Origin of the sequence: Micromonospora sp. NPDC005806, from assembly GCF_042871425.1 — a bacterium.
GTDB lineage: Bacteria > Actinomycetota > Actinomycetes > Mycobacteriales > Micromonosporaceae > Micromonospora.
On sequence record NZ_JBIAIL010000004.1, the window covers coordinates 141915 to 157036 of the forward strand.

General features: G+C 74.3%; 17 protein-coding genes. 12 read left to right on the plus strand and 5 right to left on the minus strand.

Annotated features, from left to right (window positions below; translation table 11 throughout):
* Positions 1–40 precede the first annotated feature (40 nt).
* The 9 genes from ACFYOS_RS07055 to ACFYOS_RS07095 all read left to right on the plus strand — a co-directional run bounded on the left by ACFYOS_RS07055 (position 41) and on the right by ACFYOS_RS07095 (position 7601).
* Positions 41–532, plus strand: a complete 492-nt coding sequence (locus ACFYOS_RS07055) for a DUF2231 domain-containing protein (protein WP_387136499.1) — start codon at positions 41–43, stop codon at positions 530–532.
* 36 nt (positions 533–568) lie between these two features.
* On the plus strand, positions 569–1489 hold the full coding sequence (locus tag ACFYOS_RS07060) for an NADP-dependent oxidoreductase (protein WP_387136500.1): 921 nt from the start codon (positions 569–571) through the stop codon (positions 1487–1489).
* 69 nt (positions 1490–1558) lie between these two features.
* A complete protein-coding gene (dinB, locus tag ACFYOS_RS07065) occupies positions 1559–2746 on the plus strand; it encodes a DNA polymerase IV (RefSeq protein ID WP_387136501.1) in 1188 nt (395 codons plus the stop codon).
* 23 nt (positions 2747–2769) lie between these two features.
* Entirely contained in the window at positions 2770–3159 is a 390-nt protein-coding gene (locus tag ACFYOS_RS07070; protein ID WP_387136771.1) for a VOC family protein, read from the plus strand.
* Positions 3160–3203: 44 nt separating this feature from the next.
* Positions 3204–4007, plus strand: coding sequence for a TIGR02452 family protein (locus tag ACFYOS_RS07075; protein ID WP_387136503.1), 804 nt, complete (start codon positions 3204–3206; stop codon positions 4005–4007).
* Positions 4008–4371: 364 nt separating this feature from the next.
* The gene (locus ACFYOS_RS07080; RefSeq protein WP_387136505.1) at positions 4372–5295 is read left to right on the plus strand and encodes a hypothetical protein; all 924 of its coding nucleotides are present in this window, start codon (positions 4372–4374) and stop codon (positions 5293–5295) included.
* Positions 5292–5747, plus strand: a complete 456-nt coding sequence (locus ACFYOS_RS07085) for an ABA4-like family protein (RefSeq protein WP_387136506.1) — start codon at positions 5292–5294, stop codon at positions 5745–5747. The genes ACFYOS_RS07080 and ACFYOS_RS07085 overlap by 4 nt, the downstream gene beginning before the upstream one ends.
* A gap of 4 nt (positions 5748–5751) precedes the next feature.
* Complete coding sequence (locus tag ACFYOS_RS07090; RefSeq protein ID WP_387136508.1) at positions 5752–6978, plus strand: sensor histidine kinase; 1227 nt, start codon at positions 5752–5754, stop codon at positions 6976–6978.
* Positions 6975–7601, plus strand: coding sequence for a response regulator (locus tag ACFYOS_RS07095; protein WP_387136510.1), 627 nt, complete (start codon positions 6975–6977; stop codon positions 7599–7601). Before ACFYOS_RS07090 ends, ACFYOS_RS07095 begins: the two co-directional genes overlap by 4 nt.
* Positions 7602–7744: 143 nt before the next feature.
* Here the strand turns inward: ACFYOS_RS07095 and ACFYOS_RS07100 are convergent, their stop codons facing one another.
* The 5 genes from ACFYOS_RS07100 to ACFYOS_RS07120 form a co-directional block, all read right to left on the minus strand.
* On the minus strand, positions 7745–8458 hold the full coding sequence (locus ACFYOS_RS07100; protein WP_387136512.1) for an RraA family protein: 714 nt from the start codon (positions 8456–8458) through the stop codon (positions 7745–7747).
* Positions 8459–8471: 13 nt separating this feature from the next.
* Positions 8472–9644 carry a low temperature requirement protein A gene (locus ACFYOS_RS07105; protein WP_387136514.1) on the minus strand — a complete coding sequence of 391 codons (1173 nt, stop codon included), beginning with the start codon at positions 9642–9644 and terminating at the stop codon, positions 8472–8474.
* 239 nt (positions 9645–9883) lie between these two features.
* Entirely contained in the window at positions 9884–10558 is a 675-nt protein-coding gene (locus ACFYOS_RS07110; protein ID WP_387136516.1) for a DUF1275 family protein, read from the minus strand.
* Positions 10559–10572: 14 nt separating this feature from the next.
* Positions 10573–11910 carry an FUSC family protein gene (locus ACFYOS_RS07115; RefSeq protein WP_387136518.1) on the minus strand — a complete coding sequence of 446 codons (1338 nt, stop codon included), beginning with the start codon at positions 11908–11910 and terminating at the stop codon, positions 10573–10575.
* Between the two features lie 123 nt (positions 11911–12033).
* Positions 12034–12786 (minus strand): dienelactone hydrolase family protein, encoded by a 753-nt coding sequence (locus tag ACFYOS_RS07120; protein ID WP_387136520.1) that lies wholly within the window; start codon positions 12784–12786, stop codon positions 12034–12036.
* A 124-nt stretch (positions 12787–12910) separates the two neighbouring features.
* Between ACFYOS_RS07120 and ACFYOS_RS07125 the strand changes: the two genes are divergently transcribed.
* The 3 genes from ACFYOS_RS07125 (at position 12911) to ACFYOS_RS07135 (ending at position 15071) form a co-directional block, all read left to right on the plus strand.
* Positions 12911–13252, plus strand: a complete 342-nt coding sequence (locus tag ACFYOS_RS07125; protein WP_387136522.1) for a hypothetical protein — start codon at positions 12911–12913, stop codon at positions 13250–13252.
* A 189-nt stretch (positions 13253–13441) separates the two neighbouring features.
* Positions 13442–14170 carry a L,D-transpeptidase family protein gene (locus ACFYOS_RS07130; RefSeq protein ID WP_387136524.1) on the plus strand — a complete coding sequence of 243 codons (729 nt, stop codon included), beginning with the start codon at positions 13442–13444 and terminating at the stop codon, positions 14168–14170.
* Positions 14171–14234: 64 nt separating this feature from the next.
* Positions 14235–15071 (plus strand): DUF2809 domain-containing protein, encoded by an 837-nt coding sequence (locus ACFYOS_RS07135; protein WP_387136526.1) that lies wholly within the window; start codon positions 14235–14237, stop codon positions 15069–15071.
* Positions 15072–15122: the final 51 nt, after the last annotated feature.

Genomic DNA, 15122 nt, shown 5'->3' on the forward strand with positions numbered 1-15122 from the left:
AATCCGCCCCGGGCCTGGGGCTGAGGACAGGAGGACCGGCATGGAAAGTCGCGCGAAGGCGATGGGCCACGGGATCCATCCCATCCTGATCGTGTTCCCGTTGGGACTGCTCGCCACCTCGGTGGTCTTCGACATCCTGTACCTGGTCACCGACCGGACGGGCTTCCAGATCTCCGCCGCGTACACGATCGGGGCCGGCATCATCGGCGGCCTGATCGCCGCGCTGTTCGGCCTGATCGACTGGCGGGCCATCCCCGCCCGCACCCGCGCCAAGCGGGTCGGTGCGGCGCACGGTCTCGGCAACGTGGTGGTCCTGCTGCTCTTCGCGGTGAGCTGGCTGCTGCGCCGGGCCGCCGACAACTGGGACCCGAACGCACTGGCGCTGATCTGCAGCTTCGCCGGCATCGTCCTGGTCGGGGTGACCGGCTGGCTCGGCGGTGAGCTGGTGGAGCGGCTCGGGGTGAGCGTCAGCGACGAGGCGGGCGTCAACGCGCCCAGCTCGCTGCGCCGGCCCCGCGCCCGCGGCGTCTGACGGCCACCGACGGCGGCGACGAGAAGGGAAGCGCCGATGCGGGCGATCACGCTGGACGCCGAGGGAGCCGCCCCCACGCTGCGCGACGACCTGGCCCGGCCCAGTCCCGGGCCCGGCGAGGTGCTCGTCCGGGTGCGGGCGTCCTCGATCAACGGCTTCGACAAGAAGGCGGCGGCCGGGATGATGCGCGGCGCGATGGAGTACCGGTTCCCGGTCGTGCTCGGCAAGGACTTCGCCGGCGAGGTCGAGGCGATCGGCGGTGCGACGAGCCCGTTCCGCGTCGGCGACCCGGTGTTCGGGGTGGTCATGCGGTCGTATCTGGGCGACGGGGCGTGGGCCGAGTACCTGACGGCCGGCGACCAGTACGGGATCAGCCGCCTCCCCCAGGGGCTCGACCTGTCGACCGCGGGCGCGCTCGGGCTGGCCGGCACCACCGCCCTCGACGCGTTGGAGGCCGTCGCGCCCGGGCCGGGGGACACCGTACTGATCGCCGGCGCCACCGGCGGCGTCGGCGCGCTCGCCGTCCAGTACGCCCGGACGGCCGGGGCCCGGGTCATCGCCACCGCCCGCCCCGGCGCCGCCAAAGACTTCGTCCAGGAGCTGGGGGCCGCCGAGGTGGTGGACTACACCGGCGACCTGGCCGCCCAGGTCCGGGCGGTGGCCCCGGGCGGCGTGTCCGCGGTGGTGCACCTGGCCGGCGACGGCGCGCAGCTCGCCGGGCTGCTCGCCCCGGACGGGCGGCTGGCCTCCACCATCGGCTTCGGTCCGGACCAGCACCCGGCCGCCACCTCGATCATGGGCAACCCGACCGCGGAGACCCTCGACCGGCTCGCCGGCGATGTCGTCGCCGGTCGCGTGCGGGTGCCGAGCTCCCGCCGGTACGACCTGGCCGAGGTGCCCCAGGCGCTCGCCGACTTCGGCGGCGCCCTGGGCAAGCTCGCGGTCACGGTGCCCTGACGCGCCGGAAGCATCACCATCCGGCCAGGTCACGGCCCATGTGTAGAACAGATGTGCGAAGATGTGCCGGTGTGGAGCGACGCGACCATCCTGCACGCCGACCTGGACGCGTTCTACGCCTCGGTCGAGCAGCGCGACGATCCCCGGCTGCGCGGCCGGCCGGTGATCGTCGGCGGCGGCGTGGTCCTCGCCGCCAGCTACGAGGCGAAGGCGCGCGGGGTGCACAGCGCCATGGGTGGGCGGCAGGCCCGCCGGCTCTGCCCGGACGCGGTGGTGGTGCCGCCGAGGATGGCCGCGTACACGGCGGCGAGCCGGGCCGTGTTCGACATCTTCCGGCGGACCACCCCGCTGGTCGAGGGGCTCTCCATCGACGAGGCGTTCCTCGACGTGGGTGGGCTACGCCGCCTCGTCGGCCCGCCCGCCGACATCGCGGCGGCGCTGCGCCGGGAGGTACGCGACCGGGTCGGCCTGCCGATCACCGTAGGCGTGGCGCGGACGAAGTTCCTGGCCAAGGTGGCCAGCGGGGTGGCCAAGCCGGACGGGCTGCTGGTCGTCGCGCCGGAGCGGGAGCTGGCATTCCTGCACCCGCTGCCGGTCGAACGGCTGTGGGGCGTCGGCCCGGTGACCGCCACGAAACTACGCGAGCGGGGCATCCGTACCGTCGGCCAGGTGGCCCGGCTGGACGAGCCCACCCTGGTGTCGGTGCTGGGCGCGGGCGCGGGCCGCCACCTGCACGCCCTCGCCCACAACCGGGACCCCCGCGCGGTGCAGGTCGGGCGACGGCGCTCCTCGATGGGCGCCCAGCACGCCCTCGGCAACGCGCCGCACTCCCCCGCCGAACTCGACGCCGTGCTGGCCGGGCTGGTCGACCGAGTGACCGGGCGGATGCGCGCCGCCCGGCGCACCGGCCGCACGGTGACCCTGCGGCTGCGCTTCGGCGACTACACCCGGGCGACCCGCTCGCACACCGTGGACAAGGCGACGGCGCAGACCGGCCCGCTGCGCGACGCGGCGCGGACCCTGCTGCGGGCGGCGCTGCCGGATATCGACGCCCGGGGCGTCACCCTGATCGGGGTGTCGGTGAGCAACCTGGACGACGGGCACGTGCAGCTGACCCTGCCGTTCACCCGCGATCCGGGCGCGGAGCTGGACGCGGCGGTGGACCAGGTCCGGGACCGGTTCGGCTCGGCGGCGCTGACCCGGGCGGTGCTGCTCGGGCGCGACCCGGGCCCGGAGATGCCGCGCCTGCCCGACTGACCGGCTATGGTCCGCGAGTGTCGATGTTCCGCACCCCACAGGTGATCCTGTTCAGCGAGGACGTGACCCGGGCCGCCGCCTTCTACGCCGGGCTCGGCTTCACCGAGACCTTCCGGGTGCCCACCGAGGGCGAGCCGATCCACGTCGACCTGGTGCTGGACGGATACCGGATCGGGATCGCGTCGGTGGCGTCGACCCGGGACGACCACGGCCTGGACCCGGTGCCGTCCGGACAGCGCGCTGCGGTAATCCTCTGGACCGACGACACCGCCGCCGCGTACGAGAAGATGACCGCCACCGGCGCGCCGACGGTCGCGGCCCCGCACGTCTGGCTGGACCGGCTGCTCATCGCCTGGACCGCCGACCCGGACGGCAACCCGATCCAGCTCGTGCAGCACCTGCCGGCCCGGTAATCCGCTCGTCCACGTACCGGACGCTGCCGCACAATCATCCGACCATGAGTACGCGGCTGCGGGCGATCGCCCGCGACACCCTGGACATCCTCGACGCCGGCCGGTACGTCACCGCCCACGGCGCGACGGTTCACCTCGCCGACCGGGTCCACGCCGCAGTCGCCGGCACCCGCCTGCACCTGCCCGACGATCCGCTGCCCACCCCAGCCGCCGGCGGCCCCGCCCCGAGGGTCGAGGTGACCCGGGAGAGCACCCTGCTGGCTGCCCGCCGCCTTGCCGCCGACGGCGACGTCGCCGCACTGGTCTTCGCCTCGGCAAAGAACCCCGGTGGCGGCTTCCGCACCGGCGCGCAGGCGCAGGAGGAGAGCATCGCCCGGGCCTCCGCGCTCTTCCCCTGTCTGACGGCGGTCCCCGCGTTCTATGACTTCCACCGGACGCAGCGGGACCTGCTCTACAGCGACCGCGTGGTCCACTCGCCCCGGGTGCCGGTGTTCCGCGACGACAAGGGACGGTTGCTCGACGCCACCCACAGTGTGTCGTTCCTGACCGCGGCCGCGCCCAACCGGGGGGCGGTGCTGCGCAACCAGGGCGACGACGCCGACCGGGTGGCGCCGGCGCTGCGGACCCGGGCGCGGCGAGTGCTCGCCGTCGCCGCTGCGTACGGCCACCGGCGGCTGGTGCTCGGTGCCTGGGGCTGCGGGGTGTTCCGCAACGACCCGGTGACCGTGGCGGAGGCGTTCGACCTCGCGCTGGCCGACGCACCGGGCTGGTTCGACCAGATCACCTTCGCGGTGCTCGACCGGGTCGACGGACCCGCGTACGCGGCATTCGCGGCCCGCTTCGGGTGACGCGGCGGGCCCGCGTCATGTGCCCTTGAGGTGCGAAGACAGGACCAGCGCAGAGGAGACCGCCAGCTCACGGTCGAGTACCTCAGCTCGGGCGACGAACACCATGGCTCGGCGAGGCGGCTGGGTCTTCGTCGCGGTGCTGCAGAAGCACCGCGCCTGACGGGTCGACCAGCAGCACGAGTGCGACGTCATAGGTGGCCACCGTGGAATCATGCCAGGCCCGATTCACGCGGAAGGACCACACAGCACCACTACACGCCCTGGTCGCTCCTCCCTAGGTAGGAGGTGTCGCTCCGACCGCGGGCCGCAACCGGGGCCTGCGGTCGGGCGCGATCCGGCGACGGCGTCACGAGCATCTACAGGCATGACTACTGTTCTGCGCCGGGCGGCACACTGGCACCGCCCCCTGATGGTCTTCGTCTCGGCGATGGCGCTGCTCGCCGTCGTCTCCGCGGTCGGGGTCTTCGCCGACCCGCGCATTCTCACCGGCGTGCCGATCTGGCTCAAGCCGCTGAAGTTCTCGGTGTCCTTCGTGCTGTACGGCACCACTCTCGCCTGGATGCTCTCCCTGCTGCCGCGTCGCAGCCGGACCGCGGAGCGGGCGGGCACGGTCATCGTCGCCATGTCGATGGTCGAGATGGTGGTGATCGTCGGGCAGGTGCTACGCGGCACGACCAGCCACTACAACGAGTCGACCCCGCTGAACGCCGCGCTGTGGCAGACGATGGGCGCGGCGATCATGGTGCTGTTCGGGGCGCACCTCGTCATCGGGATCGTGGTGCTGCGCCAGCCGATCGCCGACCGGGTCGGCAAGTACGCGGTCGGGCTGGGGCTCGGCCTGACCCTGCTGGGCATGCTGGCCGCGGTGCCGATGGTGGCCGGCGCGGACCCGGGAATCGAGGGGGTCGCCGGGGCGCACAGCGTGGGCGTGCCGGACGGCGGGCCGGGGCTGCCGCTGGTCGGCTGGAGCACCACCGGCGGGGACCTGCGGATCGGGCACTTCGTGGGGCTGCACGCCCTGCAGGCGCTGCCGATCCTGGCGATCCTGCTGACCCGGTGGGGAACGCGGCTGGACGAGCGGACCCGAGTGCGGCTGCTGGTCGTCGCGGGCGGCGCGTACGGGGTGCTCACGATGCTGGTCACCTGGCAGGCGCTACGCGGGCAGCCGCTGTTGCGCCCGGACGCGCTCACCCTCGCCGCCGCGGCGGGTCTGGTGGTCGCGACCGCGGCCGCCATCGGGCTGGTGGTGGCCCGGCGCCGCCGCCCGGAGCTGGTGCTGGCCGCATGACCGGGACGCTGTTCACGCTGACGTTCGCGGTGGCCGCGCCGTTCTGGGCGCTGATGATCCTGGCGCCGCGCTGGCCGGTGACCGCCCGGATCATCGGCTCGCCGCTGATCGTGGCCCCGGTATTGGCGAGCTACGCGATCCTGGTGCTCCCCGCCCTGGGCGAGGTGCTGCCGGCCGTGACGTCGCCGACCCTGGACGGGCTGCGAGACCTGCTCGGCACGGCGGACGGCACGGCGGCGGCCTGGGCGCACATGATCGCGTTCGACCTGTTCACCGGTCGCTGGGCGTGGCTCGACAGCCGGGAACGGGGGGTACCGGCGCTGGTCATGGCTCCGGTGCTGGTGCTGACGATCCTGCTCGGACCGATCGGTCTGGCCGCATATCTGGGCGTTCGGACCAGATGGTCGCCGGTGGCGGCGGCTCCTGTCCCCGAGCCGCAACCTCTAGGCTGACGTCGTGGGCTGGCTGGGGCGGCTGTTCGACGCGCGGGACACCCTCGCACGGATGCTGCTGCTCGACCTCAGCGGCGTCGGTTACCTGGTCTTCGGCGCCCAGGACGGCAGTCCGCCGACGGCCACCCAGTGGGTCCTCGCGGTGGTGGCGTTCGCCGTCGCGCTGGCGCTGCACCGGCGACCGCTCGCCAACCTGTTGGGACAGGTCGCACTGCTGGCGGTCGCCATCCAGCTCGTCGACGACACGACGATCAACCAGGTCGGCGCCGGCTACGCGTTGATCGAACTGACCATGTGGGCCGGGCGCCCGCGCACCATCTGGCTGGCCACCGGCCTGCTGGCGGCGGTCAGCCTGACCGACTCGATCGGCGACCCGCCCCGCCGGTTCGCCTCGGGCGTCTTCGGGCTGACGGTGGAGGTTGGCGTACCGCTGCTGCTCGGCCTGGTCATCCGGACCACCCGGGAACTCGGCCGGCAGGCCGAGCAGCGGGCGGCGGAGCAGCAGCGCCGACGCGAGTCGGAGGAGCGCGCCGCCCGCGCCGACGAACGCAGTGCCATCGCCCGTGAGCTGCACGACGTGGTCGCACACCACGTGGCGTCGATGGTGCTGCGGGTCGGCGTGGCCCGGCACGTGTTGACGGACCTGGATCCACGGGTGAGTGAGGTGTTCGACGACGTGCACGCGACGGGGACGGCAGCCCTGACGGACCTGCGCCGGTTGGTCGCGGTGCTGCGCGACCCCGACGGGGTACGCGGTGACGCGGCGTTGACCGCGATCGAGCCATCGGCGGTGCCGGCGGCGCTCGACGCGGCGGTCGACCGGGCCCGTCAGGCCGGGGTCACCGTGGAGGCCGACGTCGACCCGGCGGTCGGCTCGCTGGACGCGGTGCGCGGCCTCGCGGTGCTGCGGCTGACCCAGGAGGCGTTGACCAACGTGGCCAAGCACGCCGGCACCTCCGCGCGGGCGCGGCTGGCGGTGTCGGTGGTCGACGGGGCCGTCCACTGGGAGGTGTCGGACGACGGGCACGGGCGGGTGCCGGCGCCGATGCCGTCCGGCGGCGGCCACGGCATCACCGGGATGCGGGAGCGCGTCGAGGTGCTCGGCGGCCAACTCGAGGCGGGCCCCAGCGGCGCGGGTTGGCGGGTCCGCACCGTACTCCCGGCCCCACCCCCGCCCGCTGCTCCGCCGGCGCCCCGCGTGGTGGCCCCGGCCGCACCGGAGCCCGCGTGATCCGGGTCCTGCTGGTCGACGACCAGCACCTCATCCGCGCGGGCCTGCGCATGCTCTGCGACGCCCAGCCCGACCTCGAGGTCGTCGGCGAGGCCGACAACGGGCGCGACGCGATCTCCCTGGCCGGCCGGCTCCTCCCCGACGTCGTGGTCATGGACCTGCGCATGCCCGGCGTCGACGGGATCACCGCGACCAGCCGGATCCTCGCCGACCGTCCCGCCACCCGCGTCCTGGTGCTGACCACGTTCGGCGACGACGACCACCTCTACCCGGCCCTCACCGCCGGCGCCTGCGGCTTCCTGCTCAAGGACGCACCCCCAGCCGACCTGCTGGACGGCATCCGCCGGGCCGCCGGCGGCGACAGCCCGTTCAGCCAGGAGGTGCTGCGGCGCCTCGTGCAGCGCGCGGTGCACGCCCGCGCCGAGACGCCGCGGCCGGTGCACGGGCTGACCGGACGCGAGCAGGACGTGCTCGACCTGGTGGCCGAAGGGCTGTCCAACACGGAGATCGCCGACCGGCTCCACATCGGCGTCACCACGGTCAAGACCCACATCACCAGCCTGATGACCAAGACCAACAGCCCCAACCGGGTACGTCTGGCCCTGTATGCCCGAGGGGCGTGAGCCCGTCACGGAGGAAATCGGCCCGACGCTGACCCTCGACCACATCCGAGGTGGAAGAGGTCACCCGATTCCGATAGCCCGGCTTCCCGTTGCGGGGAAAGGCGCCGAAGCGGGTGGTCGGGGCGTACGACGCCGGCTGAGGCTCACTCCTCGATCGCGCCGCCCACCGCCCGCAGGTGCTCCCGGAAGGTCAGCGCCGGGTTCTGCGCCCGGCCGGCCAGGTACGCACCGAACCCGACCTGCGTGCGCAGCGACTCGCCGGCGCGGATCCGGTCGGCCTGCCGCCGCTCGGTGTCCCGGATGGACTCCGCCAGGTCCAACAGCTCCCCGACCCGGTCCCCCGGCACGAACAGCACCCCGTCCTCGTCGGCCAGGGCGACGTCGTCGGGCCCGACCGTCCACTGCCCCACCTGTGCCGAGGTCACGGCGTCGGCGGGTCGGGGGTCGAGGCGCTGCGGCCCGGTGGGGGTCGCGCCGAGGCTGAAGACCGGCAGGCCGACCGCCCGGATGTCCACGGTGTCGCGGTGCAGGCCCCACACCACCAGGCCGGCCAGGCCGGCGGCCTGTGCCTCCAGCACCACCAGGTCGCCGACGCACGCCTCGTCGGTGCGTCCGGCGTTGTCCACCACCAGCACGTCACAGGGCGCGGCCCGGTCGATCGCCTCGAGGAAGATGTCCACGCTGCCGGCGTGCCGGGTGGGCAGCACCCGTCCGGCCATCCGCCCACCGGCGACCACCGGCCGCACCTCGGCCGGGGCGCAGCGCACCGGCAGGCCAGCCCGCAGGCATGCGTCGGCGACATGGGCGGTGCTCAGCGCGACGAACCGGTGGTGCAGCTTGTCCGTAGGCATGCTCATGGCCAGACGGTAGTCAGCGCGCGACAGCGCCGGAGGGGCCAGTTTCCGGTCCGTGGCCTCGAGGTGCCCGGGCCAGCCGATCGGCGACGACGGCGGCGACCAGGACGGCGGCGAGCACGCCCAGCGCCGCGGCCGGCGGCAGCGCCTGCCCGAGCGGCAGCAGGAGCAACACGACCACGGCGACCGTCGCCTGCTCCGGCCGGACGACCTGCCCGGAGAGCCGGCGGAAGAGCAGCCGGCCGGCCAGGTAGACCGCGGCCCCGCCGTACAGCGCGACAGCGGCCGACCAGCTCAGCGTCCGGTCAGGGGCGTCGTGCGCGTGGGCGACGTGGTCGAGCACCTGCTCCACGCCGAGCGCGAGGTAGATGACCCCGATGATCAGCAGCAGGTGGGTCTGGCTGTAGGCGTCCGCGGCGATATGGTCGCGCCGGTGCCCCGCCGCTTCGGCCAGAGCGCGGGCGGCGGCGGGCGAGGCATGCTCGAAGTAGAGCCACCACAGGCAGACGGTCACGGTCAGGCCGAGCAGCGCGACGCCGAGGACCGGTGGTGCGATCACCGCCGACCCGGCGCCCACCCCGGCGGCGACCAGCGACTCGCCGAGGGCGATGATCAGGACGAGGCCATGTCGCTCGCTGAAGTGGCTCGCGCCGCGCAGCGGCCACGCGCCGCGCCACGCGTACGAGAGCCGTTGCCCGCCGATCTCGATCACGAACGCGACCACCCAGAGCGTGGTGTGCGCCGCTCCGGCCAGCAGCGCTCCGAGCAGGAGCGGGACCCAGCCGACGGCGCTGACCGCGGCGAAGAACCGGATCCGCGCCCGCAGCCCGGGAACACTGCCGGCCGCCCAGTGGTACAGCGCCAGGTGGACCATTCGGAGCAGCACGTAGGCCAGGGCCACGAGCAGCGGGCCGTCCAGGCCCGGCCCGGACGACCAGGCCTGGGGCATGGCCAGCGCAGCCACGAACAGCGCGGCCATGGCGACCAGGAACCCGGCGCGAACCAGGCCGACATCGGCCCGCGTCTGGTTGCCCAACCACGTGTACGACGACCAGGCGAACCAGAGCAGCACCAGCAGGAGCAGGCCCTGCGCCATGGCCGCCGGGGTCGGCGGCCGCCCGACCAACGCCATGATCCGGGTGAGCGCGAAGACGAAGACCAGGTCGAAGAAGATCTCGAACGGCGTCACCGTGCGGTCCAGGGGGGCCGGGCCGGGCGGTCGCGACCACGCCGGACGGTGCCCCGCGTTGTCGCGCCCCATGCCGCTGCCCTTCCCACCGCCGACCGCTCGCCTCTGCCGACGTTAGGTCCGGTCGAGAAGGGCATCCGCGAATTCGCGAAATCGGCCGGCGCCGCCGGGGTCCGCCTTCTTGTCCCAGAAGGGGCGGGTCGGCGAGGCTGCGGCTGGCAACCAGGCCGCGTGCCACGTCACGGAGCGGCGCGCAGTACCGCGGCCAGGACAACCGCCACCAGCGCCGCAGCGGGTGCCGGCGCCCAGTCCGGCACGACGCGCAGCAGCACGGCACCGAACGCCGCGCCGGCGAGCAGCCCGGCCAGCCGGGTCAGGCCGCCCCGGACAGCGCCGACCCGGTGCGGGTCCAGCAACGCCTGACGCACCACCTCGGTCAACGAACCGGTGAGGTACGTGGTCGAGGCGCCCGGCATCCCCGCGCCGAGGGTCAGCGCGCTCTGCGTCCCGCTGGCCGCCGCGGCGGCGCCCAGCAGGGCGAGCCCGGCGCCGTAGCCGGGCCGCGCGCCGGTGGCCAGCCAGCCCACCGTCACCACGGCCAGCAGCGCGACCTCGGCGGCCGCCACCGTCGCCGCCCGCCGCCGCCATCCCCGCGCGGCGCGGCGCAGGGCGAGGCTGCCCCCGGCGACTCCGGCCGCGTACCCGCCGACCGCGACGGCTCCGCCGAGCACGGCGCGGATCTCCCCGTCGGCGAGGGCTCGGCCGGCCTGCACCAGGTTGCCGGTGATCACGCTGGCGAAGAAGCCGCCGAGCCGGGTCACGCAGACCACGTCCAGGACGCCGGACGCGACGGCGAGCGCCACCAGCAGCCGCCGGACGGTCGGCTGCGGCACGGCGGGGACGGTCGCGGTCATGTGGCGGTCGCGAATCAGCCAGCTCGCCGGCGCGCGGGACGAGGCTCTCGGCTCTCCCGCCACTGGCTGCGGTGCCGGCCGCGGCTTCGCCGGGTGATCCGGGTCCGACGCCGGGCCCATGCGGTGTGGCGCCGGGGCCGCACCATCTGCGCCCGCGCCATCGGACGCAGCTTCGCCTCGCCCGCCCCGGCGGCCTTGCGCACCATCGTGTTGGCGTCCCGCGGTTCGCATCCGGTGGCGCGCAAGAGCTCGCTGTCCGCCGTACGCAGATCGGTGATCAGCGAGTCGCCGAACGAGCGGACACCCTCCGCCCAGGCCCGGCCGGCCAGCTCGGCGCTCTCCCGAGTCAGCCGGCGGGTGCCCCCCGGGCTGCCGCCGGCGCGGTGCGCGCGATGCAGTTCGCGGATGGCATCGCTGAGCCGGGTGATGGCGGCGGGCAGCTCCGGCGGGATCGGCTCGCCGTACTGCAGGGCGGTGGCGGAGCGGCGGGCGACAGACCGGGCGTACAGGATCAGCCGTTCCAGGTGCTCGACGGCGCGCGCGTACCGGTGGTACTGCGCCCGCCGGCGCCAGCGGACCGGGGCGATGGTGACCACCTCGTCGGCCCCGCTGATCGCGTCGTTGAGCCGGGCGACATCGGCATCCAGCCCGCGCAGGGCATCCAGCACGCGGACGGCGGCGTCGGCGTCCCGGGTGGCGAGGGCCCGCGCGACGGCGTCCAACTGCGTCGTGAGGTTGCCGACGACGGGCTCGACCGCCCGGTCCAGCACGCGCAGCGGGTCGACCGGCAGCAGCAGCGCCACCACGACCAGGCCGACCGCGCCGCCGAGCAGGGCGTCGAAGATGCGGGGCACCTCCAGGCCGGGCTGCCTCGGGGCCAGGGTGGCGATCAGCACGGCCGTACCGCCGGCCTGGCCGACCAGGGCGCCGCCGCGGCCGGCCACCACCAGCGCGGTCGCGATGGCCAGGGCGACCACCAGCCCGGTCTGCCACGACCCGGTACCGAGCAGGAAGCGCAGCAGGTCGCCCACGACGATGCCCACGCCGACGCCGATGAGCAGTTCGAAGGTGCGGCGGGCCCGCTGGCCGATGGCGGTGGCGATGGTGCCCACCGCGGCGGCGGGCGCGAAGACGTGCGCACCGGGCCCGAGAACGCGCTGCGCGAGCAGGGCGGCGAGCGCGGCCGCCAGCCCGGCCTGCGCTGCGATGATCATGGTGATTTCCAGCTGCCGCAGCCGCAGCCGGCCGGCCTTCTCGCCCCGGTTACGGACCCGGGCCACCGCTTGGTTGCCCCAGGCAGCGACCCGGTCCACGGGTGAGCGGATGGTGTCGGCGGAGCGGTCCTCGGGCATGGCCGCGATTACCCGGCGCGGCGAGGGTGAATCGTCCGGTTGTGGTGCTGATCAGGTAGCCGACCGGGGGCAGGCGCCGCCGCGAGGATCGGCCCGGCCGTCACCCGCCGCCCTGGTCGCCCGTCAGCGTTGAAAGGTGCGGTCGAGCAGCTCGAACAGGGCGGCCCAGTGCCGCTCGGTGGCCTGCTCGTCGTACATCGGGGTGTCCGACTGGGTGTAGCCGTGCCGGGCGCCGGGGTAGACCTCGGAGCGGTAGGTGACGCCGGCAGTGTCCAGGGTCTTCTCCAGAATGGCGATCTGCTCGGCGGTCATCGACGGGTCCTCGTCGGCATGCCCGAAGTAGAGCTCGCCGGTGACCGAGCCGACGCCGAGGTGCGGGCTGTCCGGGGCGTCGGTGACCACCCGGCCGGCGTGGAACACGGCCGCCGCGGCGACCCGGTCCGGGTGCGCCTCGATGGCGCGCAGCGCGTTCATGCCGCCCATGCAGTAGCCGGTGATGGCGACCGGGCCGGCCGCGACGTCCGGCTGCGCGGCGAGAAAGTCCAGGTAGGCGGCGGTGTCGCGGGCGACCACGTCCGGGGTCAGTGAGCGGATCATCGGGGAGAGCTGCTGGAACAGTGCGCCGCGCTGCGACTCGTCGCCGAGCCCGGACAGGTCGACCAGCGGTGTCCGGCCGAACCGGTGGAAGAGGTTCGGCACCAGCACCAGGTAGCCGCGGGCGGCGATCGTCTCGGCCATCTCCGCCATCCGGGGCCGCAGCCCGAACGCGTCCATGAAGACCAGGACGGCCGGGAAGGGACCGTCCCCGGCGGGCCGGGCGAGGAACGCGTCCGCCACCCCGTCCCCGGTCGGCACGTCCACGGTCGTGATCTGCACTGTAACCTCCTCGCGCTGCTCGTTCCGCCGAGCACGCTACTCCCGCCCTCGGCGGCGGGCACGACGAGGCCTTCCGGTCCGCGCGGCGAGACGGCATGCTGGGTGGATGGGAGAGGTGCGACCGATGCCCAGCTTCGGTGACCTGTTCGCCGACCTGCGGGGCGACGACCGGACGCTGCGGGTCAGCTACCACCCGGACCGCGGCGCGGTGGTGCTGTCGTTGTGGAGCGGCACCATCTGCCGCGGCTCCTTCCGGATGCCGACCGACGACGTCGACCGTCTCCTGACGCTGCTCACCGAGGTGCAGCGGGCCGCCACCCCTACCCCGCCAGACGCCGGCGAAGCCGCCGAGCCGGAGCCGGCCCCCGTCGAGGGCACCACCGAGGCCCCGGCACCGTCGGTGGAGCGCACCGGCGACATCTCGGCGCACCGCGTGGCGATCCTGCCCACGCCCCGGGTCGCCTGACCGGAGGCTCACCCTCCGGGCCACGTACGTCCCCGCTCCCCCGCGGGCGGCCGCGCCGTCCGATGTCGACCTCCGGCAGCCACCCGGCGCCGGCGGTCCCGCAAACGATCCACAACCGACACCGAACGGGGCAGCCGAACGGCGCTGTGGCGAACTACCGTCGGAGCAGAAGTTCCGAAGGGAGGAAGCATGCTTCCCGTCTCACCACCCGCCACCCGCCGCCCCGGCCGCGCCGCGCTCGGGGCGGCCCTCCTCATGGCCGCCGGCCTGGCCGTGCCGGCCACCCCGGTGTCGGCCACCGGCACCACCACCGGCACCGTCGCCACCGTGACGGTCGCCGCCGCCACCAGCCAGCCGATCCTGCGGCAGGGCTCCCGGGGCGCGGCGGTGACCACCCTGCAACGCCGGCTCACCGCGCTGCACTACGACGTCGGCGGCGTCGACGGCGTCTTCGGACCGTCGACCTACCACGCGGTCGTCGCGTTCCAGAAGGTCAACAGCCTCGCCCGGGACGGCATCGTCGGACCGCGCACCTGGGCGGCCCTCGACCACCCGGTCATCCCGAAGCCGAGGTACTCGCACAGCGGGTACTCGGTGGAGGCCAACCTGACCAGGCAGGTGCTGTACCTGGCGCGCGGGGGGTCAGTCGTACGGATCCTGGACGCGTCCAGCGGCAAGGCCAGCACCCCGACCCCCACCGGCAACTACAAGATCCAGCGACGCATCGACGGCTGGCGGCAGAGCGACCTCGGCCTGCTCTGGCGGCCGAACTACTTCTACCGCGGCTACGCGGTGCACGGCGCGAACTCCGTGCCCACGTACCCGGCCAGCCACGGCTGCGTCCGGGTGCCGATCCCGGCGATGAACCGGCTCTGGTCGACCATCGGCGTCGGCACGCCGGTGCACATCTACCGCTGATCCCGGTCGCGACGGCGGTCCACGGGGTCTCCCCCGGGGCCGCCGTCGTCGTACCATCCGGCTGATGTCGATCCGGTTCCGCCTGCTGACGCTGCTGGCGGCGGCAGTCTTCCTGACGGTGGCGCTGACCGTCCGCGCCCGCACTGACGGCCGCCCGGAGCAGTACTCCGGCACCGCCCTCTACGCCTCGATGGTGTACGCGGGGGTGCGCTTCCTCCGGCCGCGGCTGTCCCCGGTGCCGGCCGGGGTCGCGGCCACCGCCTTCTGCTGGGCGATGGAAACCTTCCAGCTCACCGGCGTGCCGGCGGCGCTGTCGGCGCGCAGCCTGCTGGCCCGGCTGGTGCTCGGCGTGCAGTTCGACCGGATCGACCTGCTCTGGTACCCGGTCGGCGTGGTGCCCCTGGTCGCGCTGCACCTCCTGCTCCCCCGTCACCAGGGGGTGCCGTTTGACGAGGTGGTGGCGGGGAAATCGCGGCATCCAGCCGAGAGAAGGGCCCTGAAGGTGGACGACAACAAGTTCATCGGCCTGGTGGCCAAGCGCACGGGGACGTCGACGGAGCAGGCGACCGCCGTCGCCCGGGCCACGCTGACCACCCTGGCGGAACGGATCGACGGCGGCGAGGCGCGTGACCTGGCCGACCAGCTTCCCGAGGGCCTGCGGGCGTACGCCTTCGGCCCCGGTGAGAGCGCCGAGCGGTTCGGGCTCGACGTCTTCGTCGAACGGGTGAGCGGCCGCGCGGACCTCGACGTGGACCAGGCGAAGGACGGCGTGACCGCGGTGTTCGACGTCCTCCGCGAGGCCCTGTCGCCCGACGGGTACGAGCAGGCGGTCTCCCAGCTCCCGGCGGAGTTCGGGGAGGTCACCGACCAGACCGCGCCGTTCGTCGAGCGCACCCGCTGACGACGGGGTTCCGGGTCGACGGAAGCTGAACGGCGCTGCCGCCATCCGGCG